The following is a 22,889-nucleotide window of genomic DNA, read 5'->3' as shown; positions in this document are numbered from 1 at the left end:
AAAAAAAAGCGGCATCTAACCCAATTTGATGCCGCACTCGATGCCGTCTATAACCGTGCCACAATCTTACCTGTGGTGCGCTGTCGTCTCATATCTTGTAGTTTATCGCCGATCTGCTCCAGTGATATCACCTCAAGTTTAGGGACTTGAAGAATATTAAGCCCCAGCAACTTGGATACTTCTTTACCTGCAGAAACGATGCTCTGGAAACCCTTATCGCCATTTGCATGCCCCGAACCTAGGCTAAGCTGATGAAATGATAAACCCTTCAAAAAAGCATCGGGATACTGACTTGGATTGACAGTATTAACCAACTCAACCATTTCCCCTTCGAAGCCTAGTACAGACGCACACAGCACGTCGTTTTCTCCACCGACACAGTCGAGCGATACATCGACGCCTTGCTGATCAGTAATGTCGAGTACTCGTGCAAGGACATCTTCTTGCTTATAGTCAATAACGTGTGTAGCACCTAACGACTGAACAAACTCATGTTTGCTAGCGGAAGCGGTTGTTATGATGGTCTCAACACCAAAGTGTTTCGCCAGTTGAATGGCAAAACTGCCCACCCCGCCTGCACCGCCAGAGATAAAGATGCTGCTGCGCTGCTCCACATCCAATTTATCCACCAAAGCTCGGTAAGCTGTCCACGCGGCGCAAGGGGTTGCGGCGGCGACTTCAGGTGCAACATTGGGGTGTGGTGTCAAAGTACGGGCATCTTGCAACGCATACTCCGCAAATCCACCATGAATCCGGCGCATATTTCCGTGATAGAGTACTCTGTCACCAACGTGCCAACCATCCACGGCTGCACCCACTTCTACAATTTCCCCTGCTACATCTAACCCTCCAACGAAATCATCGTTCATGTCTGGAGCCATGCGATGCCATTGGTTTACTTTGGCGTCCACTGGGTTTAATGCCACTGCGTGTACTTTAACTAGCACATCGAAATCAGATTGCAGTTGAGGCTTAGGAAGCTGTTTTAAAGTAAAGGTGTCGCTGGCTAATTGATAGGTAATCGCTTTCATTGTTCTCCCCTGAAATCCGCTTGAATCACTCGGTTCTAATGGCCGTAAAATAGATAGGGTAAACAGCGCGCTAGACAATGAGAAATTATTCTTTATTCTGAGTTTGATAACAGGCCGTTATAGATAAAAGCACAGTACCGTCTTTTCATTGATTAAAAAGACACATCATGAGCAATAGTATAGATGGAACCATTATGCTAAACCCGAGTTGGCTAAAAACGTTTGTTACCTTGATTGAAACTGGCCATTTTACCAAAACAGCTGAAAAGCTCTTCATGACTCAACCGGGAGTCAGTCAGCACATAAAAAAACTGGAGGACGCATGTGGCCACCCGCTCATCGCCAGACAGAACAAGAGCTTTGAAATAACTGAAGCAGGGAAAACCGTTTACGATTATGCCAAACAGCTCGACGTTCAGCAGGCGCAAATGCTCAGTGCACTAGGCCATGATGATCCGTATTCTGGCACCGTCAGTCTGGCTTGCTCAGGCTCACTTGCTCTGATGCTTTACCCTCATTTACTTGACCTTCAGCACCAACATCCCGACCTTGTTACCCAGGTTGAAGCGGCACCTCATCGCAAAGTATTGGCGGATATTATCTCCGGTGAAGCTGACATAGGCATCGTCACCCACGCGCCGACCGATCCTAGAATCGAGTCTGAGCAGTTTGGTGTGGAGCCTTTATGTTTAATGTTGCCTAACACTGCATCAACTCAAGCATTTACTTTGCAGGATTTACAGCAGCTCGGCTTGATCCGCCACCCCGATGCAGAACATTTTCTCTCTCTGTTTTTCTCCCAATGCGGAGAGTCGGAGCTGGAAAACATCAACATTAGCGCGCTGCCAGTCAAAGGGTACGTGAACCAACTCAGTCAGATTTTATTACCGGTCGCGAAAGGGCTTGGGTTTACGGTACTGCCTAAAAGTGCCTTGGATGCCTTTCCATTAAAATCAGAGATTGCGGTATATCAGCCTAAACAGCCCGTTGTAGAGCCACTTTATGTCGTGACTAAACGCCACCGACAAACACCTGCTCGATTCGACACAGTGAAGGACATCATTCGTCAACAACTAAGCTAACAACCAGTAGAACCAAAAAAGGAGCCTTTCGGGCTCCTTTTCTAGAGGTACGGTTATATTTTCAAGCTTCTAACACTTCTTCGCCGCGCACTTCGGCAAGCAGCAATTGGTCAGACTCATCGAGTTTCATCCCTAACACAGGCAATCCATGCTGTGCCGTCCAACAACAGAAGAATACTACTACCGCTAATACAAATAGAATCACTGATACCATAGCCAAATCTCCTTCTTGGTTTACAACACCAGTACCTGGCTAACCAAAAGATGCCGCTCAAAGCGAAGGCCGTCATGCAATACTTTATTCTTTTACGTTTTGATTCACTTAGGGCCACAAAAGCGGCGAAAATGAGCATCAGTATCGTGCAGTGTATTCGTATTAATGATAAATATGGACTCGGTCTAAACACCTTAAGTTAGATTGGGTACCTTCTAAATATAGGCTTACCGTACAAATGAAGCAACTACATTTAGTGCCAATTCGATACAAAGTCACATTTTTTATGCTTTCATACGCATAGAGCGTTCTAATCGCCAATTTGTGCAACTTTGAAGCGCATCACTAACTTTGCCCACCTATCAGTTTTCCTCGCTTTTGCCAAACTCACTCACTGGGTACCCGCTAAGATTATTCGCTTCTAACACGCGACTACCCCGAGAAAAAATGTCGCGAACCCCACTAAAACAGCAAGGAAAGATAACATGAGTAATAGACGGTGGCCGATGTAAATCACCGCTTATGAATAGAAAGAAAAAAGCTCCAGAATCAGGCATTCTGAAGCTTTGATGTTACGCTTCAAGTGCGATTATGCGCCAATCACACCGCCATCTTCACGGGTGATCGCCATAATCGTCGAGCGTGGCTTGCTGTTACCACCTGCAGGGAAATGAGAAGGCGCACCTTTTTCCCCTGGATGCTGAACGCCAACGAACATGGTTTTATTGTCCGCCGAGAAGGTTAAACCTGTGATTTCACAAGCCACTGGCCCCGTCAAGAAACGACGAACTTCCCCAGTCATTGGATCACCACACAGCATTTGGTTGTTGCCTTGCCCAGCAAAATCTCCTTTGTTGGAGTAGTTACCGTCTGTTTGAATCCATAGACGACCTGCCGAATCGAAACCGATACCATCAGGGCTGTTGAACATGTTATCCGCTGTGATGTTTTCACTACCGGCATACAGGTTTCCTTGGTGCACTTGAGGGTTGCCCGCAATCAAGTACAAGTCCCACTCAAAGCTTGAACGAGTATGATCGCCATTTTGTGGCACCCAGCGAACAATTTGACCGTAGTGGTTCTCTTTACGCGGGTTTGGCCCACCAACAGGCTGATCCTCTTCTACACCACGGTTTTTGTTATTGGTTAGCGTACAGAACACATGCTTGTTGTCTGGGTGAACGGCAACCCATTCAGGGCGGTCCATCGTGGTTGCACCAACTTGCGTTGCCGCACGACGAGCAAAAATCATCACTTCCGCTTGATCGTTAAAGCCGTTCTCTTTGGTTAAACCATTCTTACCGTGAGTCAGCTCAATCCATTCACCAGCGCCTTTCAGTTCTTTATCATCCATAGCGAATTTAGCCACGTAAAGCGTTCCCTCTTCAAGCAGGTTACGATTTACTTTGTCATTGCCTGGTTGGTATTTGTTCTTCGAGACAAACTTATACAAATGCTCACCACGCTCGTCATCACCTAAGTAAACAACCACATGACCATCATCATTGATCAGTAGGGCGGCATTCTCATGCTTGAATCGGCCAAGCGCCGTGCGTTTCAGTGGCGTCGATGTTGGGTCATTAGGATCGATTTCAACGACCCAACCAAAACGGTGCGGTTCATTTGGGTGCTTAGCCACATCGAAACGCTCATCGGTATCGTGCCATTGATATTTGCTTTTAGCGGCTTTTACACCATAACGCTTGTGGTCAACGGAGACTTCTGCCGAACCACTTGTACCAAAGTAACCATTGAAGTTTTCTTCACACGTTAGGTAGGTGCCCCAAGGAGTTTGGCCGTTGGCACAGTTGTTAAATGTGCCAAGCGGTTTCATGCCTGACGGGTCAAGCTTGGTTTTCATTAAGTCATGGCCTGCTGCTGGCCCGGTCAACTGCATTTCTGTATTGGCGGTAATACGGCGGTTGAGCTTCCCGTTACGATCCAGCTTCCATTCTCCACCAGACTTCACAATCTCGAAAACCGTGACACCATGAGCCGCTTGAGATTTCAACACATCGTCAGCCGTCATCGCTTTACCACCATGATCAAACAACAAGTCATAGTTGGTGTACTCATTGTTCACCGCGATAACTGCACGATTATCATTGATTGGGAACAGGCTCATACCGTCGGTGTTATCCCCGAACTGACGCATTTGCGCTTTGGAATCTTGCTTACCACTTGGGTCGAATTCTGGTGCATCTGCAAAGATCGGGTCCCCCCAAGAAAGGAGCGGTGTCGCTTTATAGCCTTTAGGCACAATAAACGCATCCGCTGTAGACGCTGGGACGGCTTCAAAATTGAGTAACGGGCTGTCACTCTTAGCGGCAAATGCTTTGGTAATTGGGTTAAGCGATAGGAATGCCCCTGCACTCACTGCCGCGGTACCAGCTAAAAATCGACGGCGAGATAGGCGTGCATCGATCATTTGGCTGAATTCAGAATCCTGATTGTCACGATTCCACATTGCTGACTCCTTGCTTGGTTTTATATTAATAGCGCAAGCATATTAGGAGAGCAAAATGACAACCAAGTTAACTTATTGTTTCTTATAGATTAACGTCAGATGACAGTTTTTCACAACTTACATGACAAGCTCATTAAAGTGCGCCATGGTTCAATTTTGACTGATATACATGTGAGAATGTGCAAAAAAATGTGATCAAAAACCTAGATCTTTTCGATTTTGCTCGCTACATTGATTCTTGTTCATGAGGAACTGAATTCACATAGGCTCATTGAAGAGCGATTTTGTTTTTAAGTGAGGGATTATCATGAAGAAAATGAGAAAAGCACAACTGCATCGCGTTCGCATTCAGTACTGGAAAGAGTCGAACAAAAACGCAAGCAAAGAATCTTAATGTGCTAACCCCAAAAACTAAGCTGGCTTAAACGCCAGCTTTTGTGTTTCTGGCGTTCGAGAAATTAAGCGGCACGGTGAGAAGAGGGAAACAGAGCCGCGAGTTCATGCAAAATCGCCTGGGTCTGTTTCGAATACAAGTGCTTATCCTTGTAGCCCACCAACTGTATTTGACGCACTTTTCCGGATATCAGCATTTGTCGCAACATTCGATTGACCATTTGCACGTCTAGTGCGCTCCCCCTCTCAAGGCGAGAGACCGGGTATAAACAAGCTAAGTCAATGTTTACGACGATATCTTCACAATGAGAAAGATAGCTCGCCAATTGCTGCTTAACCTGAAAACGATGACCAAAGCTGCATTCGGGTAATGTCATCCAATCGCAACCAAGGTCTTCTGCGTATTCTAAGGCTCGATCGGATTCAGCCTGTGCATCAATGCCTAAGCAGAACAGGCGACATTCATTATACCGCGTCAACGCAAAATGAAAGGCCGAACCTTGGTCAGGCTCCAATGACGCTTTAAGCTCTAACTGGCGCCCGATATGAATGATACCCAGATCTTTCCTCGGCGAATGAAGTAAAGGTAAAGAGTAGAGAAGCGACTCACAGTTATTGGTTAACACCACTGGCAATACCTCAGAGCCCAAGAAACGACTCAGGTGAAGTTGATACTTGCCAGAGGGCTGCTCGGTCACATTGTAATGCCCACCATTAAGCCAACTCTGCTTGTCGAGTGTAGAGAGCCATTCATACATCTCCTCCAAGCTTTGATCAGCCATTTCGAAATCCACCTGTTTCATCGGTTTCAACCACTCACTGACGGTTAACAATGCCAGCCGCTCGGAAGAGATTCCTGTGATACTTTGTGTCTTATTGCGTCGAAATAGCCCAAACATAGCGTTACCTTTCTGGGGGCAATGCCCTCGCTGCTTGAAGTACATGCAAAATGATTTTTTGCTGATTCTGTTCCACTCTATGAGCAGGCGCCATGACGGAGATAGCACCAATCAACTTTGTGCCTTTCATCACCGGGGCACTGATGCCCGATACGCCAGGATCAATTTCCGAGGTACTGACGGCATAGCCTTGGTTTCGAATTTGCTCCAGCTCTTGCTGCCACTGGGTAATTTGGTTGTATTCCCCAAAGTAGCGCAAGATTTTCTCACATCGCTGGGAAGGCATGTAAGCCAGCATCACTTTAGAAGAGGCGCCGCGTAACAGTGGTTGACTTTGACCCTGGACGTAGCTGCAACGAAGCGCCTGCATGCTTTCCTTACGACTGACACACAATGCTCGATAGCCCACTGGCACCATGTATGCTGCCATCTCACCCGTTTGCTTTTGCAGTCGGTTGAGTACGGTATCCACCGCATCCAAATCGTGTTGGCTGGTTTCGTAACTGCGCATCAGCATCAGAGCTGCCGGACCTATGATCAAGGTTTTGTCACTTGGACTTTCTTCAATCAAGTTCCATTCTTTTAGCAGTTTAAGGTGACGATATAAACTGCTGATTGGCGTGCCAACCTGTTCACTCAGTTGCTTGGCGGTTACGGGTTCATCGTTCACGGCCACTTGCATAAGAAGTTGTAAGACCTTCTCATTCACTTGCCCACTACTCTGCTTCATAGAGTTCACGCTCTTGTTGTATCGCTATACTAAGGATGTGATCAAATTCTATTCTTATGTTGTAGGAATTAGGAATCAAAATTATCTCCACTTTCTCATACTGCGAGAATTAACGAAATTTTGTACCAAGCGTCATACTCTAACAGGGGCTCGCTGTTTAATTTCAAAACTTTACTTAACGGTAAAGTTAAAATATCCTCTAACCGATAGAAAACAACACCCCATTTTCTACAACTAATAAGCCAAACAAATACAATAACGAACAGGGACAGCAATGAATAAACTCGCCCTTACACTTGGCCTTACTTTAACTCTTGCTCCAACATTGTTTTTCAGCTGCCAGGTTTCCCAAGCGAAAACAGCACAATACCCCAATTCCTATTTGGTTCACTTGCCGATACAACGTCAGGTCACCAAGTTGATTGAACTTGAAGGTGAATTTCGTTCCCCTAAATACACCCAAATCTTGGCAGAACACAGTGGCAAGATTACCGCTATCCACGTTAGGGATGGCGACTACGTCGATCAAGGTCAACCTATCGTGGAGTTTGATTCCACGCTTGCTGAACTGGCAGTGAAAACAGCACAAAACGAGTATCAGATTGCCACGCGCAACATCATTGAACTGACCCGCACTAGCCGCGAAGATGATCCTAAACTGAAAACTGCGGCAAGAGCGGTTCAAGAAACTCGAAACAACCTGCTGCTCGCCCAACAAGACCTCAACGCGACCACCATGTACGCCCCCTTCTCGGGAACCTTAGGTCAGATCCGATTTAATGCCGGCAACTATGTCAATGAAGGTGATTTCATCGCTGATCTCGTCGCCACTGATAGAGTTGAGTTGCATTTTGATGCCTCACCTCAAGTACTCAATGTATTTCGTCAGGTTCTAAGTAATTATCCCGACAGCCTCAATGCGTCCATTCTGTCATCAGAAGGCCACTACATAGATGGGAAGCTTCGCTATGTCGATTCAAAAATCGCCAATCAGGCCCAGCAACTTAGTGCGTACGCGGTCTTTGATAACCGCAATGGGGAGCATCTCATCGGTTCAAAAACGGCGTTTTATCTCAATAGCCCAAAACAAGAACCTCAGTTGTTTGTGCCCGCTTCCGCCATCCACACTGACGACGGAACACCAACCTTATTTGTCCTCGATGAAAAACGCATTGTGCGCGCGAAACAGGTCACCCTTGCCACTATTAAAGAAACCGTGAGCGGATATACCCCTATTAAGTCGGGATTGGTGGCGAGCGACTTTGTCCTCTCTTCCCCCGATGCACCCCATCTGGTAGGTAAGAAAATTGAACCTGTTGTCAACATAGTCAATCAACTCAACGAAATACTAAACCGTGGAAACTGATGACAAAATCAGCAAACAGGCGTCGAAAAGATGAGAAAAATCGCAAATCATCCGTTATTCAATAGAAGGTTAAGCAAGATATGGTAGGGTTGCAGTTCTCCCCATCCTGTACGGATAAAGGTATGGACAAACGAAGCCAACGCAGCGAACGAACCAAACACAGCATCATTTTAGCTGCGATTGAATGCTATAAAGATTGTGGTGTGCAGGGCGCATCACTAGACTTGATTGCCAAAAAAGCCAACTCCACCAAACCAACGGTTTATTCGCATTTTGGCTCGAAGGAGAACCTGTATCAGGCGGTGGTTGAGTACATTATGGAAGAAGAAAAACTCAACCGTTCTCTACCTGCCTTTGATCCTAAGCGCAGCGTTCGCGAGCAACTCATCGATATTTTCACCGAACAATTAGATCAAGTGATGCAGTGCGAAAAGCGCCGTCTGTTGGTTGCGATCACCATCGAAGCCATGTGCCAGGGCAAATGTCACCTCAATGATGTCGAAAGTATCAAAGCTTGCCCAATGGAAAACTGGCTCAACGCCGCCATTGAGCATGGTGCTCTAGCTAAGCAAAACACCGCCGAGCTTGCAGTTAACTTATGGGCGCTGGTCAAAGGTCGTACTTTCTTCCCGGTATTCTTAGGTATGGCACCAAACGACCCTGTCGAAAGACAGCGGAGCCTTGAGTCAGCAATAGACTTTTTCCTCAGTTGCCAACACAACCAATAAAGGAGCCAATTGGCTCCTTTTAGTTAGGCGTCTAGGCTTTGACCATTGCTATTGATCACTTGCTGATACCAATAAAAGCTCTTTTTGCGTTTGCGCACCAGTGTTCCACTGCCGTCGTCATGACGGTCAACGTAGATATAGCCGTAGCGTTTACTCATTTCCGCCGTCGAGTTTGCAACCAAATCAATTGGCCCCCAGCTGGTAAAGCCCATTAATTCCACACCGTCTAAAATCGCTTCATGCGCTTGCACTAAATGATCATTGAGGTAAGCAATTCGATAATCATCAATCACTTTCCCTTCATCATTGACTTCATCGCGAGCGCCCAATCCATTCTCGACGATGAACAACGGCTTTTGGTAACGATCATATAAGAAGTTCAGCAACACACGTAAGCCTTTGGGATCGATCAACCACCCCCATTGGCTTTTCTCCAGATAAGGGTTAGGCACGCTATCAACAATATTGCCGACTTCTTTTTGCTTTGGATCCGCACTGGCACACCCGCTGGCGTAATAGCTAAAGGAGATAAAGTCGACACTGGCGCTGGCAAGCAACTCTAGGTCGCCAGCTTGCATGCTAATGTCGATGCTATTCTCGCGGAAATAGCGCTGCATATAACCCGGATACTTACCGCGAGTTTGCACATCACCGAAAAACAGCCACTTGTTGTTCTCATGCATCGCAGCGAGGACATCATCAGGGTTGCAGGTATAAGGATAATTAATGGCCCCGAGCAACATATTACCTATCTTCGCATCAGGAATAATCTCGTGGCATAAGTTGACGGCTTTGGCATTGGCAATAAGCTGGTGATGAATGGCCTGATAAATGGCTTGTTCACTGGCTTCCTCTGGTAAGCCTACCCCAGTAAACGGAGCATGCAGAGACATGTTGATTTCGTTAAACGTTAGCCACAGTTTGACTTTATTCTGATAGCGCTCAAAAACCGTTCTTGCGTAGCGCTCAAAGAAAGTGATCAGTTCGCGACTGCTCCACCCTCCATAGTTCTCAACCAGCGCGTATGGCATTTCATAATGCGACAAGGTCACGAAAGGCTGCATATTATGCTTGGCGAGTTCATCGAAAATCTTATCGTAGTATGCAAGACCCGCTTCATTTGGCTCCGTTTCGTCGCCATTAGGGAAAATACGGCTCCAAGCTATGGACAAGCGTAGGCAGTTGAAGCCCATCTCATTAAACAATTCAATGTCTTGCGGGTAGCGGTTGTAAAAATCGATTGCCAGATCTTTGATTCCTTCACCTCGCTCTTGGCGAGTTTGATGCGGACTAAGAATACCATTAGGCAACATATCGGAGGTTGAAAGCCCTTTACCATCAAGATTAAAGGCGCCCTCAACTTGGTTAGCGGCGATAGCACCGCCCCAGAGAAAATCTTTCGGGAAGCAAGACATAAAATTTCCAAAATCAAGTAACTGAAACTGGAAATCATTGTAGAACAGGATTTAAGGAACAAATAAGGTCAGACTCACTGTCCGTTATTTCCTAGTTTCTCGACAAGAGATCAGCCCTTGTTGCTCCAACTGTTGATGAATCTGCTCGGTCTTTTCTCGAAACATATCGCGCAGCAATCGCACCGTAGGCGTGATTGAGCGTCGGCTTGGACACACTAACCAGAGCTCGCTGATGGTCGGCTGGTAGTCAGCCATCACCTCGACGACGTTTCCCGCCAGCAAATCACTCGACATATCAAGATAAGACTTAATCGCAATACCTTTACCCGCAACGCACCAGCGACGAACCAAATCGGCATCGTTAGACGCTCGGTTACCGGACATTTTCACTTTAAACTCTTGCCCATCGCGCAAGAATTCCCACTCATCTTTCAACACGTCATGCAATTGATAAAACAAGCCATTGTGCTGTTTTAGATCTTCTGGGTGCTGAGGCTCGCCATGTTTCGCTAAGTAGTCTGGGCTTGCGCAGAGTATTTTCTGCACATCGCAGATCTTAAAACCATAGAGATTAGAATCCGTTGGCGATCCGTAGCGCAGTGCCATGTCGACACTATCTCGATAGAAGTCAACGTTACTGTCACTCAAGTGGGTACGCAGCTTGACCTTCGGGTGTGCATCCAAAAATTCATCTAACCATGGCACCACCATGTTACGCCCAAGGTCAGACGAGAGCGAAATACGCACTTCACCATCGATCTCCTGTTGGTCACCTCGCATGCTTTGTTTCGCTTGCGCTAATAGTTCAAGCGCTTTTTCACACTGGGGTAAATAACGTTCACCGGCATTAGATAATCGCAGTTGACGTGTGGTGCGAACAAAGAGCTCTTCACCCAAAGAAGCTTCAACCCTTTTGACTGCAGCGCTGGCCGTCGCAGTTCGCATATCCAGTGCCGTGGCGGCGCCAGTAATACTGCGGATTTCGGCAACTTTGAGTACCACCTGAAGATCTTCAAGTAACATATTTTCTATTCCTGTTTGATAATCTCTAAAAGATTACACCGCTCTGCACAAAATGCTCAAGCTGACTAAGATCAATAAGTTGCGAAATAGATTGAATATGTGATAAATCCGCGATCTACGCTGCGCCTTTTGGTTGAAACTAAAGCTATGCTTGTTTTAGCGTTATCACTTAGGGAGATTGGTTATGCAATACAAACATATCCTTGTCGCTCTGGAGCTCTCAGAAGAAAGCAATATTCTTATTGAGCGTGCCGTCTTTCTCGCAAAGCAACTCGATTCACGAATCTCGTTCATTCACATCGACGGTACCCATGGGGAAATCTATCCAGACTTAGTCGACATCAAAGCAAATCCAGATTTAAGACCGCTTAACGAGCACACCATGGAACAGTTGCGTGCCTTTGACAGCAATACCGACTTTCCGATCATGCAATTTATTGTCGGTACTGGCGATTTGAGTGATAAGTTGCACGAAGTGATCAGTGATAGTGGCATAGACCTATTGATTTGCGGCCACCATCAAGACTTTTGGAGCCGTATTGTGTCTTACTCTCAGCAGCTAATTAATAAGTCGCCTGTCGATATCTTAGTGGTACCCATTCCGTCTTAATCAGGCAATAAAAAAGCCTGACTTAACATCAGGCTTTTGTTTACTCATAGTGAAAGTTACAGCACTTCAATCACATCATCCATGTGCATGCGCGCTTTTGGTAGACCGTGATTGTAATCTTCGCCATCTTGGTGGTAACCAATCGCCAAAGCCACTTCACATACATGACCCGCAAGCTCTTTTTCAAAAATACTGCCGATAAGCTCTGGATCGACCCCTTCCATTGGCGTTGAATCAATACCAAGGCGAGCCAAAGTGTGCAGTAGGTTACCCAGTGCGATGTAGACTTGTGCTTTTGTCCAGTTGCCATTGAAGCCATTTTCATCAGTATTCGCTTCTGCAAACCCGTAAGCACCATCGAGCATCATGTTGTAACGATCTTCCGGTAGGTGGCCTGATGTCACCTCAGCATCAACACGTTTAGCATACTTCTCTTTAGTGAATTTTGGATCGTAAGCCAAGAGAATGGTGTGCGACGCTTCTTTAGCATGCGGTTGATTAAACTGATGCTTATTGGCAAATGTATCGTGGAAACGTTGTTTCGCATCGTCGCTTTCCAATACGATGAATTTCCAAGGCTGTGAATTGATAGACGAAGCCGATAGACGCAGCGCCTCTTTGATCACTTGGATATCGTCAGCAGAAATGCGTTTGGTCGCATCGTATTTTTTGGCGGTGTAACGAGTGTTTAGGTCTTTAATGATTGGATGTGTCATGTTCATGCCTCAATATAATAGAGTTTGCGTTACGCAATATGGGTCAATTCGTTAAGAGTAAACAGTTCAACCGCGCCTTCAGTTGCAGCCTTGTAAGCGGCGATATGCTCACTTTGCAGGTGTTTTTGCAGCAACTCGCGTGATGTCCAATTTTCAAGGAAGACAAAATGCGCTGGGTTCTCGTTGTCTTGGTGCAAATCGTAATCAATGCAGCCCTCTTCTAAACGGGTTGGCTCAATCAGCTTAATAAGCTCACTTTTCACCAGTTCGACCTTGTCTTTCTTAGCAATAATGTTTGCCACAATTGTTAACTTACTCATCGACTTAACCTTGCTATTTATCGTCCGCAACCACTTTGATTGCTTATGCTTTATGTTTGCTTGAGGAAGATATTAAGACAGTATAACCTCGCGATAAAGCGCCTAATTTTTGAATTATTATCAATTTATTTTTGATAATAAAATTCACGTTCTCGCCATTCATCCTGCTATTTCACCGTTTGTCGCAAAGTCCTCCACTTGAAAAGCCAGTACAGATAATAGAGCTAAACCGTTAGACCAAGGACTTTAAGATGGATACCCTGCCAGCGTTATTATTCTCACTGTTTATCATCGCCCCCTTGCTGACCCTGATACACGAACTCGGCCACGCAATACCACAACTATTTTGGGTAAAGCACGTGACCATTTCTTTAGGTACACCACGAAGAGGTTTCACTATCCCAATGGGTAAACTGACTATCATCACCTCAGCTACACCATTTCATCGAGGTTTTTGCCAGATATCCTCTACTCTCTCCCTTGAGCAAAGAGCCTTTGTACTACTCGGTGGTCCGCTTGCATCTTGGGGATACTATTTCTTGCTCAGCGTTGGGCAAAATGTCAGTACACCTCCGTTCGCAACCTACTGCCTCAACTTCTCCGCAACGTTTTCATTCGTTCAAGCGTTGATGACCACCATTCCATGGCGCTACCCAAAACGATTGGTTGGCTACTCAGGACAAGCAAGTGACGGATTACAACTACTCAAATTGCTGCGCTCCACGTGATAAAACGAAAGCGGATACACGATCTTATTGACCCAGATTAATAAAAAGTGAACTAGAGCTACATCACATTTTTGAACCCCGTAGAATGCGTGCTCACGTTCATGTTGAGTAAGAGATAAATAGTGACACGCGATCAGTTTGAGTTATTAGCCCCGGGTGGCGATCTGGATTCTATTAAAGCAGCGATTGCTGCGGGCGCCGATGCAATATACTGCGGACTAGACCGTTTTAATGCCCGTAACCGAGCCACTAACCTCACCCTAGATAATCTCAATGGCGTGTTGCAGCTTGCCCACCAGCACAAGTGCAAGATATTCCTGACTCTCAACGTATTGATTCTGGAGAGTGAAATCCCCGCCATCGTGCGTTTGCTCAGCCAGTTAAACACAACGGCAATTGATGGCGTGATCGTGCAAGATCTGGGGTTGGCTTACATTCTCAAGAACCATTTCCCAGATTTAGATGTCCACGCTTCAACCCAGCTCAACACACACAACGAAGGACAAATCCTGTTCCTGAATCAGTTAACGGCGAGCCGCGTGAACCTCTCTCGTGAACTGAACATCAATGAGATCAAGCATCTGGCTCAGTTTGGTCGTGAGCATGACGTAATGATGGAAGTGTTTGTCCATGGCTCATACTGCATTGGTTTCTCGGGCATCTGTTACATCAGTTCAGCGCGCAATGGTGCATCGGGCAACCGCGGGCGTTGCAGTCAGCCTTGTCGCGAGCAATACGAAACGACCAAAACAGATAATAGTTACCCCCTCAACATGAAAGACAACTCGGCATTTGGCGATTTAGAAGCGCTTGCCGATGCGGGCGTGTATTCATTGAAAGTGGAAGGCCGCATTAAGAAATCCCACTACGTGTACACCGTGGTCGATAACTGGCGTAAGCAGATTGATCGTTTATGTGATGGTATGGAACTTTCGAGCGACACCACTGAGCTTTACACCGTTTTCAACCGTGATTTCTCCAACGCGTTTTTGCAAGGTGATTTCGGTAAAGCGATGTACATCGATAACCCACGTGATCACGCCGTAAAACACTTCTCGAAGATCTACAAATGCCAATCCGCCAATGATGTACAAGGCGTGAAGCAGAAGCTCTACGACGACAAAACCGCCATCATTGAGAAGGTTGCAGAGAAGACTCAAGATTTTGATGTGACTTCAACGCAAGCCTCTGGCAGCAGCCTAAAAGGTGCGATTGATGTACCGACTTTACCAACACTGCCCGAGCCTCAATTGCGTGAGGGTGCACCTAAGCTATCTATCTTGATTTCATCAATAGAAGACACCGCACTATGCGAATACCGCAATGTCGATGTCTACTTCCAGCTACCAATGGGGCTGGCGGGTGAACTGAATTCGATGATCGAGTTGTTCCAAGGAAATCCAAGATTAAAGCCGTGGTTCCCTGCCATTTTGATTGGTGACGATTACCAAGCTGCACGTGCATTCTTAGAGGCCGTGAGACCAGCACTGTCTATCACCAATAACTCTGGTGTGGGGATTTTGGCTCAAACATTAGGGTTAGGTTGGGTCGCAGGCCCGCAGATGAACACGGTGAACTCCTACTCGTTCAAATGCTTGCATGAAGAGTTCGCCGCGAGCGGTGCGTTTATCTCTAACGAGCTGAACATGAAGCAGATGCGTCACATTAAGCGCCCACATAATATGCGCAGCTACTACAGCATTTACCACCCGAACACTCTGCTGACCAGTCGCCAGTGTTTGTTCCAACAGACCGAAGGTTGCCGCAAGATTAAGGTCAACAAAGGCTGTTTGAAGCGTTGTGACAAGCGCACATCGATCATCAACCTAAAAGACAACCCATATGTAGTGCAAAAACAAAAAGGCAGTCACAACTCGATCTACAGCGAACACAACGTGTTGAACCTGCAAGTGCTGCAAGATTTGCCACAGCTGTTAACTGACGTGCTGATCGATCTCCGTGATATCCAGACTGAAACCAAAATAACGCTGACTAAACCCGAGCTGATTGATGCCTTTACGATCCTGCTTAATGAATACAGTGAGAAGAATGCTGAGGCACTCAACAGCGCGATTCACCCAACAGCAAACGCTCAATATTTGAAAGGATTGTAATGCTAAAGCCCGCTCTATGTTAAAGGGCGGGCTTTATTGCATTATGCGGTTTAAACCAAGGTCGCGCCCTTAAATGCGCCGATGGGTGCAATTTCATTCAGTTTAGCCAGCGTTTCTTCACTCAAGGTGACTTGCAACGCGGCAAGGTTCTCATCAATACGCGACGTTTTACGACTGCCCGGAATAGGAATGATGTTATCACCTTGCGCGACCAACCAAGCTAGAGCCAACTGCGCGGGTGTAATATCGTACTCTACGGCTATCTTCTTAATCTCTTCTAAGCGCTCTAAGTTAGTTGCAAAGTTATCACCCTGCATTTTGGGATTGTTGTTGCGAAAATCGTTCGCATCCAACTCTTTTACCTCACCCGTCAGGAACCCAGCACCAAGTGGTGACCAGCAAACCAACGCAGCACCGATTTGGTTTACCGCAGGTAAGATGTCCGTTTCTGCTTCACGGCGGAATAACGAGTACTCGTATTGCACAGCCGCAATCGGATGGATTTCATTGGCTCTCAGTACTTGCTCTGCTGTCACGTTAGACAGACCAATCGCTTTCACTTTACCTGCTTTTACTGCCTCAGCCATCGCTTGCACTGTCTCTTCGAGCGCGACATTTGGATCTAAGTAGTGTGCGTATAACAGATCGATTTGCTCAACACCTAGGCGCTCTAAACTGTTATCAATCGCTCGAGCCACGTACTCCTTAGTGCCATTGATGGTCAGCGGAAATCCCCACCCAGTATCCAAGGTACTGCCTGTTTGCTGCTCTTCAAAGACAATACCAAACTTGGTCGCAACAAACGCTTTTTGCTCGGTACGCTGGATAGCTTTGCTGATCAAATCTTCATTATGACCAGCACCGTAGGCGTCTGCGGTATCAATCATCATTCCCTGCTCAATGGCATGTACTAGCGTTTCAACCGCAACAGAGTCGTCACTTTCACCGTAGTAACCTTCAAGACCCATTGCGCCGTAACCGATTTGTTTGATTGTTGCAAAGTTACTCTTTGACATCACTCTTCTCCAATAACTTGCGCCACTGCCTCCAGTAGCAAAATCTGCTTTAACTGTTCCGAACAACCTCGGACTGCTTGCAAACAAGAATAGCAATGAGTCATGAAGTAGGATTGAACATTGTTGCTTAGAGATTGGTACTTTCTTGCAAGTTATCCCACCGATTCGTACAACTTACCTTGATCCCAGATTTGCCTCTGACTACAATGGCGCACTTTTTTTACGGACTTCAAGGTCGTTCATCATGACAGATACAGCTAAACCAGCGCTACCTGATCGCCTATCAGGTAACCCACGCAGCCCATTCTTTGTAAAAGAGTGTTTCGATCATCAGATCGGTATTCGCTTCAAAGGTAAAGAGCGTACAGACGTTGAAGAGTACTGCATCAGTGAAGGTTGGGTAAAAATCGCGTCACCGAAAGCGAAAGACCGTTACGGCAACGCTATGCTGATTCAGCTGAAAGGCGAAGTAGAAGCGTACTACGTTTAATCGCGTTCAGACCGTTATCAAACCACCTAATACTAGGTGGTTTTTTTGTTTGTTATCCAAGACTTATTCTCATACCTTTACAAGACAATTTGTCTCCGCCTTGATTAAGTGGCATGCTTCGTTGCATATCCAGCATTCAACTATCACGGACGAGCAATGAACATTTCCCTAAGATCAGCACTCGAGTCAGATATAGACTTTTTAGTCGACCTACGCGACGCCACTATGCGCGATTACCTCGAACAAGTCGGTATGCCAATTAGCCTAGACGACTACTTGGACCGTATTCAGTACAAATTCGATTGCGCTCAAATCATTACCTTAGATCAAGTGCCAATTGGCCTGTTCAAAGCCGAATTTCAAGCGCAGCAAAACCTGTGGAATCTGATCCAAATTCAGATTCACCCAGGTTACCAAAACGCGAACATTGGCAGTCGCTTACTGAAAAACCTAATCGAGTCTGCACAGGTGACCCAGTCACGAGTTAGTTTAAGTGTCGTAAAAACCAATCCCGCTTATCAGTTATACCAACGCTTAGGGTTTAAAAAGATCTCGGAGTCAGATTACGAGTACAACTTAGAACTCCAAGCCTAACAAGCACACAGAAAAGGATGTCTCATGCTCTCCACTCAGAACCTGTTACTCAAACCTGTCTCAGACTCTGATTTAGATATTTACCTAGAAATACTCGGTTCCGATACGCTCACCAAGTACCTGCCAAAGGGAGCCGCGTATAGCGAAGAAGAGATCACACGTTACGCCAGCAATCGAGTCGCCCATTGGCAACATGGCTACGGCTCTTACATCATCTATGAGAAAAACAATAGCAGTAAAAAACTTGGCTACGTTGGCGTTGAGCAATGCGCCGAACCCGCTTTTAGCGATGTACGTTACGCGATTGTTCCTGGTTATCAAGGTAAAGGGTACGTGTTTGAAGCCGCGCATGCCGTTATTGAGCACACTTTCCAAACCACCCAGTTGGAGAAGATTTATGGTGTGGCGTTGAAGCAGAATCTCGCCTCGCTCGCCATTATTAAAAAACTCGGTATGACGACCGATACCAACACCGCACTTTACGGTGATGTAGCGGATTTGGAAACCTACTCTATTGAGAGGGGTTAACCAAAGCGACTACCGACAGCGTTCTAAGCTAAGTAAGATTTCGCAGTAAAGCTTTGTCTAACCAAGCAATATAAACCGTAAGGAACCGCATATGTATTTGCCGTTAGTTTCACTCAAACGAGCTAGCAAAAGCTTTGTCGATGGCAAAGAGACACATCGCGTGTTGGAAGGCGTCGACTTCACGTTGAACACAGGAGCGAGTGTTGCGCTGACGGGCGCAAGTGGTAGCGGCAAAAGTACTTTACTCAACGTCATCGCTGGCTTTGAGCCACTGTCCGATGGTGAGTTGTGGTTAGATGGTGATAACACATCTGTTTGGAAAGACCCACAATGGAGCCAATTTCGACACCAAAAACTCGGTGTTATCTTCCAGCAATTCAACCTATTAACGCCGCTCAACGTGCAGCAAAACATCGCCTTCCCTCTGAATTTGAATCAACAGAAATGGAATGACTGGTGCGACTATTTGGTCGAGACTCTAGGCATCAGCCAACTGCTCGATAGACATGTTTCTGCCCTATCCGGCGGCCAACAGCAACGAGTCGCTATTGCACGTGCATTAGCACACAATCCTAAACTGCTACTTGCTGATGAACCCACAGGTAACCTCGACCAAAAAGCCGGCTTGGAAGTGATGAAATTACTGAGTGAAATCACCACCCAAGGCAATACGGCGGTGCTACTGGTGACACACAGCCTTGAATGTGCCGGGTTTATGCAAACCCAATTACGCTTAAAAGATGGGAGTTTGGAAAATAGTCAGTTGCATGGCGGTCATCACCAAAACAAACATGAGCTTCGCCATGAAGCAAGCTAAGCTCCAAAATACCAGATTCACGCATACTCGACTCGCCCTGAATCTGTTTGCGGCGCACTATCGGCAGGCACCACTGCAAGCCGCCGCGATTCTGATCGGTATCGTGTTGGCGGTGACCTTATTTGTTGCGGTGCAAGCCATCAACCTTAATGCCAAGCGCAGTTATGCGGAGTCTACCGAGCAGCTTAGCGCACAAGCTCAGAACTTAATTATTCCCCCAGCAGGGCAAAACTATCTGCCCGAGTCGCTCTACTTCACCCTTAGACAAAACGGACTCAGCGCAGCACTACCTGTAATCGAAGGGCGGGTGAGAGATGAACAAGGTCGACGTTGGTCAGTACAAGGGAGCGAGTTGATTGCCGCTATCTCTTCACGTTCGCGCTATTCATCAGAAAACCAACAGAACGTGTCTTTGTTCGACAGTGCTTTACCCTTGCCTGAACTTTTGTTCGGCAAGCCAATCGTGATGATGAGCCAATCTCAGCATCAAAACTTAGGGGAGGTAGAAACCCTAACCCTGGACGACATTCCAACCCAAGTGGTGGTGCTACCTGACGAATGGCAGTTAGGTAGCCGAATGTTGATGGACATTGGTTTTGCCCAGCAACTGCTCAATAAACAAGGGCAGCTCAGTTATATTGCAGTTTTCCATTCGGGGGATAAAGGGAGTGAAGACACGCAAGTAAAATGGCAGAAGCTGATTGGCGATCAAGGGCAATGGATTGCCAATAACCAAAGTACCGACCTTGGCTCGCTGACCGACAGCTTTCACCTCAACCTCACGGCAATGAGCTTACTTGCCTTTTTAGTCGGGCTGTTCATTGCCTACAACGGCGTAAAATACAGCTTGCTGAAACGCAATCGGCTGTTAGTACAAATTCAACAGGCGGGTGTCGCGCCGAGCATTGTCTTCTCTGCGCTGTTAGTTGAACTCACTATTCTGGTTACCATCGGCGCTTCCCTCGGTTTTGTATTGGGCATGCAACTTAGTCATTGGTTACATCCGACTGTGGCGCTGACTTTAGAACAACTTTACGGCGCGACACTGCTGCCCGGCTCTTGGCAATGGCAATGGTGGGCGCAAGCGCTGCTGCTCACGTTAGCCGCAACCCTGTTGGCGTGTTGGCAGCACTTTAAACAACGAGTGCGCCAGCCGCTTTCCTCTCATGGCGGATTTTATCAAGCACCTGAAGCCTCTAACGAAAACCAATTGTTCGTGATAGGTGCTGCGTTGACAACTCTCGCACTCGCAGGGTTATGGCTGAGTGAACATCACCGATTTACCATGGCGTGGCTCGGCGTGCTTGTGGTGTCGATTCCTTTGTATCTACCCAAAACACTCAGCGTGTTAGCCAATTGGTGTGAGAAGCGCACCAGTTCTGGTCTGATGCTGTATCTGTTTGCTGAGCTGCGCGAGCTGATTTCTCCGCTTTCGCTCGCCATGATGGCACTGCTACTCGCCGTTACAGCCAATATGGGGATGAATATCTTGGTCGGCAGCTTTGAATCCACCCTAAAACAGTGGTTAGAACAAAGGCTGCACGCCGATATTTACGTCAGTCCTGCGCAAGGAGAAATCGCTAATGTAGAGCGCGCGTTAGGGCAGTTCGACAATGTTGAGACCGTCTACAAGCAATACTACGCCGACGATAACCTGCAAGGCTTACCGATTTTGCTTGGCACCAAAGACAAAGACACCTTAGAACAAACCATGGTGTTCAAATCGCATTTGGAGAACTTCTGGTCTCGCTTTTACCAAGGGGAGTTAGTCGCTATCAGTGAACCAACCGCGGTCAAACTGGGTTTATCACTGGGTAGCGAACTCACGCTTGATGCCGTTCCAAATAAGAACCTGCTTGTGGGTGCGATATTCCACGATTACGGCTCACCCAACGGTGAAGTCTTATTAGCACCAAAGTTATGGCAAGAGAGTGGCTTTACCGACTTGCCGACAAGCCTTGGTATTAAAGTCTCAGGTGACCCACAAATCGTATACGACCAACTGCGCGAGCAACTGAATCTGCATCCAAGTCAGCTCTACGATCAGGCGCAAATCAAATCCATCGCGTTGGATATTTTCTCGCAGACCTTCGCCATTACGCGCGCACTCAACGGCGTAACTTTGATGGTCGCGGTGATTGGTTTGTTCAGTGCTTGCTTCATGTTGCTCGACGCGCGCAAAGCCGCCATTGCAAGGCTGTATGCACTTGGTGTTAGTCGTCGCAAATTAATGACCATGGTGGTCGGACAGATCGTCGCTTTGGTCAGTTTTACTCTGGTTATCGCCCTGCCCCTCGGTGCCATGGTGGGTTATGTACTGACAGATATCGTCACCTTGCGAGCTTTTGGTTGGAGCTTAAATTATCTGTGGAATTGGAGTGATGCCCTCAGCACAGCGGCAATCACCATCTTGGTGGCGGTGATTGCAACCTTGATTCCGCTGTGGCGATTGGTCAGCAAGCCTGTCGTGTCCAGTTTGCAAAGCGAGGTGTTGTGATGGTTCGATTGGCAAGCAAACTTACTCTACTTATAAGCAGCTTATTCCTGTTCGGTTGTGGAGATCCCCAACAAAAAAATATGGGCACGCTGCTGGGAAGCGGAGATACGCAAAGTGAGAGCAACCCATTCACACCCGTAGAAAAAGGGATTGAACTCACCTTCCCAGCAGACCATCAAGCGCACCCAAACTTTCGTCATGAATGGTGGTACTTAACCGCTAACTTAATTGATGAAGATGGCCACCCACTTGGCGTTCAATGGACACAATTTCGCTTTGCGGCTGCCCCGCCAACGGACGAAGATGACGTGAAGAAAACCGAGTGGCAAACGCAGCAAATCTATATGGCGCACAGCGCGGTCACGACAACCGACAAACACTACGCCGATGAAAAATGGTCGCGCGACCAAGCCTCTCTCGCTGGCGTCAACACTTCACCACTTCGGGTTTACCTCGATGATTGGCAGTGGTCTTCTTCAACCACCGACCTCTTCCCTGCCACATTGAAGGCGAACTCCGAACAGTTTGGCTATTCGCTGACCCTTACCAGCAGCGCACCGTATCAAAAGCAAGGCGAGCAAGGTTACAGCACAAAAAGCGCCGATGGTCAGGTGGCTTCGTATTACTATAGCCAACCGTTTATTGATGTCTCCGGTGAAGTTACGATCGACGGCGAAACCCATCAAGTGTCGGGCAAAGGTTGGATAGATCGAGAGTGGAGCTCACAGTTCTTGCTCGATTCACAACAAGGCTGGGACTGGTTTGCCCTAAGATTGAGTGACGACACCAGCTTGGTGGTGTTCCAATTGCGGGATTCCAAAACCGGACAAGCCAGTTACTCCAGTGCAAGGCTGATGCAGCAAGAGGGCTCTGGTATCGCTATCCCACAAAAAGACATTCAGTTAAAGGCGACCAAGCAAACAGAAATCCAAGGGCGAAAGTATCCAACCCAGTGGCAAGTGTCGATTCCTAACCAACAAATCGATCTTACGGTTTCGGCACTCAACCCGAACGCGAAAATGCCACTTTCGGTGCCTTACTGGGAAGGCCCAGTGCGTATTGAGGGCTCTCATTCAGGGACTGGTTATATGGAGCTAACGGGTTACTAACA

Annotated in this window: 22 protein-coding genes; 12 read left to right on the top strand and 10 right to left on the bottom strand. The window is 47.0% G+C overall.

The genetic code is table 11. From position 1 onward, the window contains the following. Positions 1-47: 47 nt before the first annotated feature. Entirely contained in the window at positions 48-1,031 is a 984-nt protein-coding gene (locus RH45_RS04375; protein WP_008074275.1) for a zinc-binding dehydrogenase, read from the bottom strand. 194 nt (positions 1,032-1,225) lie between these two features. On the opposite strand from RH45_RS04375, the gene RH45_RS04370 reads away from it, so the two are divergent. After that, complete coding sequence (locus RH45_RS04370) at positions 1,226-2,113, top strand: LysR family transcriptional regulator (protein ID WP_008074274.1); 888 nt, start codon at positions 1,226-1,228, stop codon at positions 2,111-2,113. A 61-nt stretch (positions 2,114-2,174) separates the two neighbouring features. On the opposite strand, the gene RH45_RS23500 is transcribed toward RH45_RS04370, so the two are convergent. The 4 genes from RH45_RS23500 to RH45_RS04355 form a co-directional block, all read right to left on the bottom strand. Then, positions 2,175-2,327 carry a hypothetical protein gene (locus RH45_RS23500; RefSeq protein WP_008074273.1) on the bottom strand — a complete coding sequence of 51 codons (153 nt, stop codon included), beginning with the start codon at positions 2,325-2,327 and terminating at the stop codon, positions 2,175-2,177. A 589-nt stretch (positions 2,328-2,916) separates the two neighbouring features. Next, a complete protein-coding gene (locus RH45_RS04365) occupies positions 2,917-4,794 on the bottom strand; it encodes a PhoX family protein (protein ID WP_008074272.1) in 1,878 nt (625 codons plus the stop codon). Positions 4,795-5,252: 458 nt separating this feature from the next. Then, positions 5,253-6,086: an arginase family protein gene (locus RH45_RS04360; protein ID WP_008074270.1), complete on the bottom strand. Its 834-nt coding sequence runs from the start codon at positions 6,084-6,086 to the stop codon at positions 5,253-5,255. A gap of 4 nt (positions 6,087-6,090) precedes the next feature. Continuing rightward, entirely contained in the window at positions 6,091-6,816 is a 726-nt protein-coding gene (locus RH45_RS04355; protein WP_008074268.1) for an IclR family transcriptional regulator, read from the bottom strand. Positions 6,817-7,090: 274 nt separating this feature from the next. Here RH45_RS04355 and RH45_RS04350 point away from each other — a divergent pair, with 274 nt between their 5' ends. Both RH45_RS04350 and RH45_RS04345 read left to right on the top strand, forming a co-directional pair. Further along, positions 7,091-8,182: an efflux RND transporter periplasmic adaptor subunit gene (locus RH45_RS04350; RefSeq protein ID WP_008074264.1), complete on the top strand. Its 1,092-nt coding sequence runs from the start codon at positions 7,091-7,093 to the stop codon at positions 8,180-8,182. Between the two features lie 122 nt (positions 8,183-8,304). Then, positions 8,305-8,910 carry a TetR/AcrR family transcriptional regulator gene (locus RH45_RS04345; protein WP_008074263.1) on the top strand — a complete coding sequence of 202 codons (606 nt, stop codon included), beginning with the start codon at positions 8,305-8,307 and terminating at the stop codon, positions 8,908-8,910. Positions 8,911-8,933: 23 nt separating this feature from the next. On the opposite strand, the gene RH45_RS04340 is transcribed toward RH45_RS04345, so the two are convergent. Further along, positions 8,934-10,325 carry a glycoside hydrolase family 1 protein gene (locus tag RH45_RS04340; RefSeq protein WP_008074262.1) on the bottom strand — a complete coding sequence of 464 codons (1,392 nt, stop codon included), beginning with the start codon at positions 10,323-10,325 and terminating at the stop codon, positions 8,934-8,936. An 84-nt stretch (positions 10,326-10,409) separates the two neighbouring features. After that, on the bottom strand, positions 10,410-11,348 hold the full coding sequence (locus RH45_RS04335; protein ID WP_008074260.1) for a LysR family transcriptional regulator: 939 nt from the start codon (positions 11,346-11,348) through the stop codon (positions 10,410-10,412). Between the two features lie 184 nt (positions 11,349-11,532). On the opposite strand from RH45_RS04335, the gene RH45_RS04330 reads away from it, so the two are divergent. Next, entirely contained in the window at positions 11,533-11,958 is a 426-nt protein-coding gene (locus tag RH45_RS04330) for a universal stress protein (protein ID WP_008074259.1), read from the top strand. Positions 11,959-12,014: 56 nt separating this feature from the next. On the opposite strand, the gene RH45_RS04325 is transcribed toward RH45_RS04330, so the two are convergent. Both RH45_RS04325 and RH45_RS04320 read right to left on the bottom strand, forming a co-directional pair. Next, positions 12,015-12,674, bottom strand: a complete 660-nt coding sequence (locus tag RH45_RS04325) for a nitroreductase family protein (protein ID WP_008074258.1) — start codon at positions 12,672-12,674, stop codon at positions 12,015-12,017. Between the two features lie 29 nt (positions 12,675-12,703). Then, on the bottom strand, positions 12,704-12,994 hold the full coding sequence (locus RH45_RS04320; RefSeq protein ID WP_008074256.1) for a putative quinol monooxygenase: 291 nt from the start codon (positions 12,992-12,994) through the stop codon (positions 12,704-12,706). Between the two features lie 251 nt (positions 12,995-13,245). Here RH45_RS04320 and RH45_RS04315 point away from each other — a divergent pair, with 251 nt between their 5' ends. Next, entirely contained in the window at positions 13,246-13,722 is a 477-nt protein-coding gene (locus RH45_RS04315; RefSeq protein ID WP_008074251.1) for a hypothetical protein, read from the top strand. A gap of 122 nt (positions 13,723-13,844) precedes the next feature. Then, positions 13,845-15,836: a peptidase U32 family protein gene (locus tag RH45_RS04310; protein WP_008074249.1), complete on the top strand. Its 1,992-nt coding sequence runs from the start codon at positions 13,845-13,847 to the stop codon at positions 15,834-15,836. A 50-nt stretch (positions 15,837-15,886) separates the two neighbouring features. Here RH45_RS04310 and RH45_RS04305 read toward each other — a convergent pair whose 3' ends face one another. After that, positions 15,887-16,852, bottom strand: coding sequence for an aldo/keto reductase (locus RH45_RS04305; protein ID WP_008074248.1), 966 nt, complete (start codon positions 16,850-16,852; stop codon positions 15,887-15,889). A gap of 244 nt (positions 16,853-17,096) precedes the next feature. On the opposite strand from RH45_RS04305, the gene RH45_RS04300 reads away from it, so the two are divergent. From RH45_RS04300 to RH45_RS04275, 6 genes are all read left to right on the top strand, one after another. After that, positions 17,097-17,342 carry a DUF3297 family protein gene (locus tag RH45_RS04300; RefSeq protein WP_008074247.1) on the top strand — a complete coding sequence of 82 codons (246 nt, stop codon included), beginning with the start codon at positions 17,097-17,099 and terminating at the stop codon, positions 17,340-17,342. Positions 17,343-17,498: 156 nt separating this feature from the next. Continuing rightward, positions 17,499-17,936, top strand: a complete 438-nt coding sequence (locus tag RH45_RS04295; RefSeq protein ID WP_008074240.1) for a GNAT family N-acetyltransferase — start codon at positions 17,499-17,501, stop codon at positions 17,934-17,936. A 24-nt stretch (positions 17,937-17,960) separates the two neighbouring features. Then, positions 17,961-18,464 (top strand): GNAT family N-acetyltransferase, encoded by a 504-nt coding sequence (locus RH45_RS04290; RefSeq protein WP_008074239.1) that lies wholly within the window; start codon positions 17,961-17,963, stop codon positions 18,462-18,464. A 91-nt stretch (positions 18,465-18,555) separates the two neighbouring features. Next, positions 18,556-19,281 carry an ABC transporter ATP-binding protein gene (locus RH45_RS04285; RefSeq protein ID WP_008074238.1) on the top strand — a complete coding sequence of 242 codons (726 nt, stop codon included), beginning with the start codon at positions 18,556-18,558 and terminating at the stop codon, positions 19,279-19,281. Continuing rightward, positions 19,268-21,778: an ABC transporter permease gene (locus RH45_RS04280; protein ID WP_039958206.1), complete on the top strand. Its 2,511-nt coding sequence runs from the start codon at positions 19,268-19,270 to the stop codon at positions 21,776-21,778. Before RH45_RS04285 ends, RH45_RS04280 begins: the two co-directional genes overlap by 14 nt. Then, the gene (locus tag RH45_RS04275) at positions 21,778-22,887 is read left to right on the top strand and encodes a lipocalin-like domain-containing protein (protein ID WP_008074236.1); all 1,110 of its coding nucleotides are present in this window, start codon (positions 21,778-21,780) and stop codon (positions 22,885-22,887) included. Before RH45_RS04280 ends, RH45_RS04275 begins: the two co-directional genes overlap by 1 nt. The last annotated feature ends 2 nt before the right edge of the window (positions 22,888-22,889 follow it).

The sequence above is a fragment of the Vibrio sinaloensis DSM 21326 genome, from assembly GCF_000189275.1.
GTDB lineage: Bacteria > Pseudomonadota > Gammaproteobacteria > Enterobacterales > Vibrionaceae > Vibrio > Vibrio sinaloensis.
Note: the sequence above shows the minus strand (reverse complement) of the source record. Positions and strands in the feature narration are given on the sequence as shown.

Coding starts and splice junctions, on each gene's coding strand:
- RH45_RS04375 (WP_008074275.1), bottom strand. CDS start 1,031: ATGAAAGCGATTACCTATCAATTAGCCAGCGACACCTTTACTTTAAAA.
- RH45_RS04370 (WP_008074274.1), top strand. CDS start 1,226: ATGCTAAACCCGAGTTGGCTAAAAACGTTTGTTACCTTGATTGAAACT.
- RH45_RS23500 (WP_008074273.1), bottom strand. CDS start 2,327: ATGGTATCAGTGATTCTATTTGTATTAGCGGTAGTAGTATTCTTCTGT.
- RH45_RS04365 (WP_008074272.1), bottom strand. CDS start 4,794: ATGTGGAATCGTGACAATCAGGATTCTGAATTCAGCCAAATGATCGAT.
- RH45_RS04360 (WP_008074270.1), bottom strand. CDS start 6,086: ATGTTTGGGCTATTTCGACGCAATAAGACACAAAGTATCACAGGAATC.
- RH45_RS04355 (WP_008074268.1), bottom strand. CDS start 6,816: ATGAAGCAGAGTAGTGGGCAAGTGAATGAGAAGGTCTTACAACTTCTT.
- RH45_RS04350 (WP_008074264.1), top strand. CDS start 7,091: ATGAATAAACTCGCCCTTACACTTGGCCTTACTTTAACTCTTGCTCCA.
- RH45_RS04345 (WP_008074263.1), top strand. CDS start 8,305: ATGGACAAACGAAGCCAACGCAGCGAACGAACCAAACACAGCATCATT.
- RH45_RS04340 (WP_008074262.1), bottom strand. CDS start 10,325: ATGTCTTGCTTCCCGAAAGATTTTCTCTGGGGCGGTGCTATCGCCGCT.
- RH45_RS04335 (WP_008074260.1), bottom strand. CDS start 11,348: ATGTTACTTGAAGATCTTCAGGTGGTACTCAAAGTTGCCGAAATCCGC.
- RH45_RS04330 (WP_008074259.1), top strand. CDS start 11,533: ATGCAATACAAACATATCCTTGTCGCTCTGGAGCTCTCAGAAGAAAGC.
- RH45_RS04325 (WP_008074258.1), bottom strand. CDS start 12,674: ATGACACATCCAATCATTAAAGACCTAAACACTCGTTACACCGCCAAA.
- RH45_RS04320 (WP_008074256.1), bottom strand. CDS start 12,994: ATGAGTAAGTTAACAATTGTGGCAAACATTATTGCTAAGAAAGACAAG.
- RH45_RS04315 (WP_008074251.1), top strand. CDS start 13,246: ATGGATACCCTGCCAGCGTTATTATTCTCACTGTTTATCATCGCCCCC.
- RH45_RS04305 (WP_008074248.1), bottom strand. CDS start 16,852: ATGTCAAAGAGTAACTTTGCAACAATCAAACAAATCGGTTACGGCGCA.
- RH45_RS04300 (WP_008074247.1), top strand. CDS start 17,097: ATGACAGATACAGCTAAACCAGCGCTACCTGATCGCCTATCAGGTAAC.
- RH45_RS04295 (WP_008074240.1), top strand. CDS start 17,499: ATGAACATTTCCCTAAGATCAGCACTCGAGTCAGATATAGACTTTTTA.
- RH45_RS04290 (WP_008074239.1), top strand. CDS start 17,961: ATGCTCTCCACTCAGAACCTGTTACTCAAACCTGTCTCAGACTCTGAT.
- RH45_RS04285 (WP_008074238.1), top strand. CDS start 18,556: ATGTATTTGCCGTTAGTTTCACTCAAACGAGCTAGCAAAAGCTTTGTC.
- RH45_RS04280 (WP_039958206.1), top strand. CDS start 19,268: ATGAAGCAAGCTAAGCTCCAAAATACCAGATTCACGCATACTCGACTC.
- RH45_RS04275 (WP_008074236.1), top strand. CDS start 21,778: ATGGTTCGATTGGCAAGCAAACTTACTCTACTTATAAGCAGCTTATTC.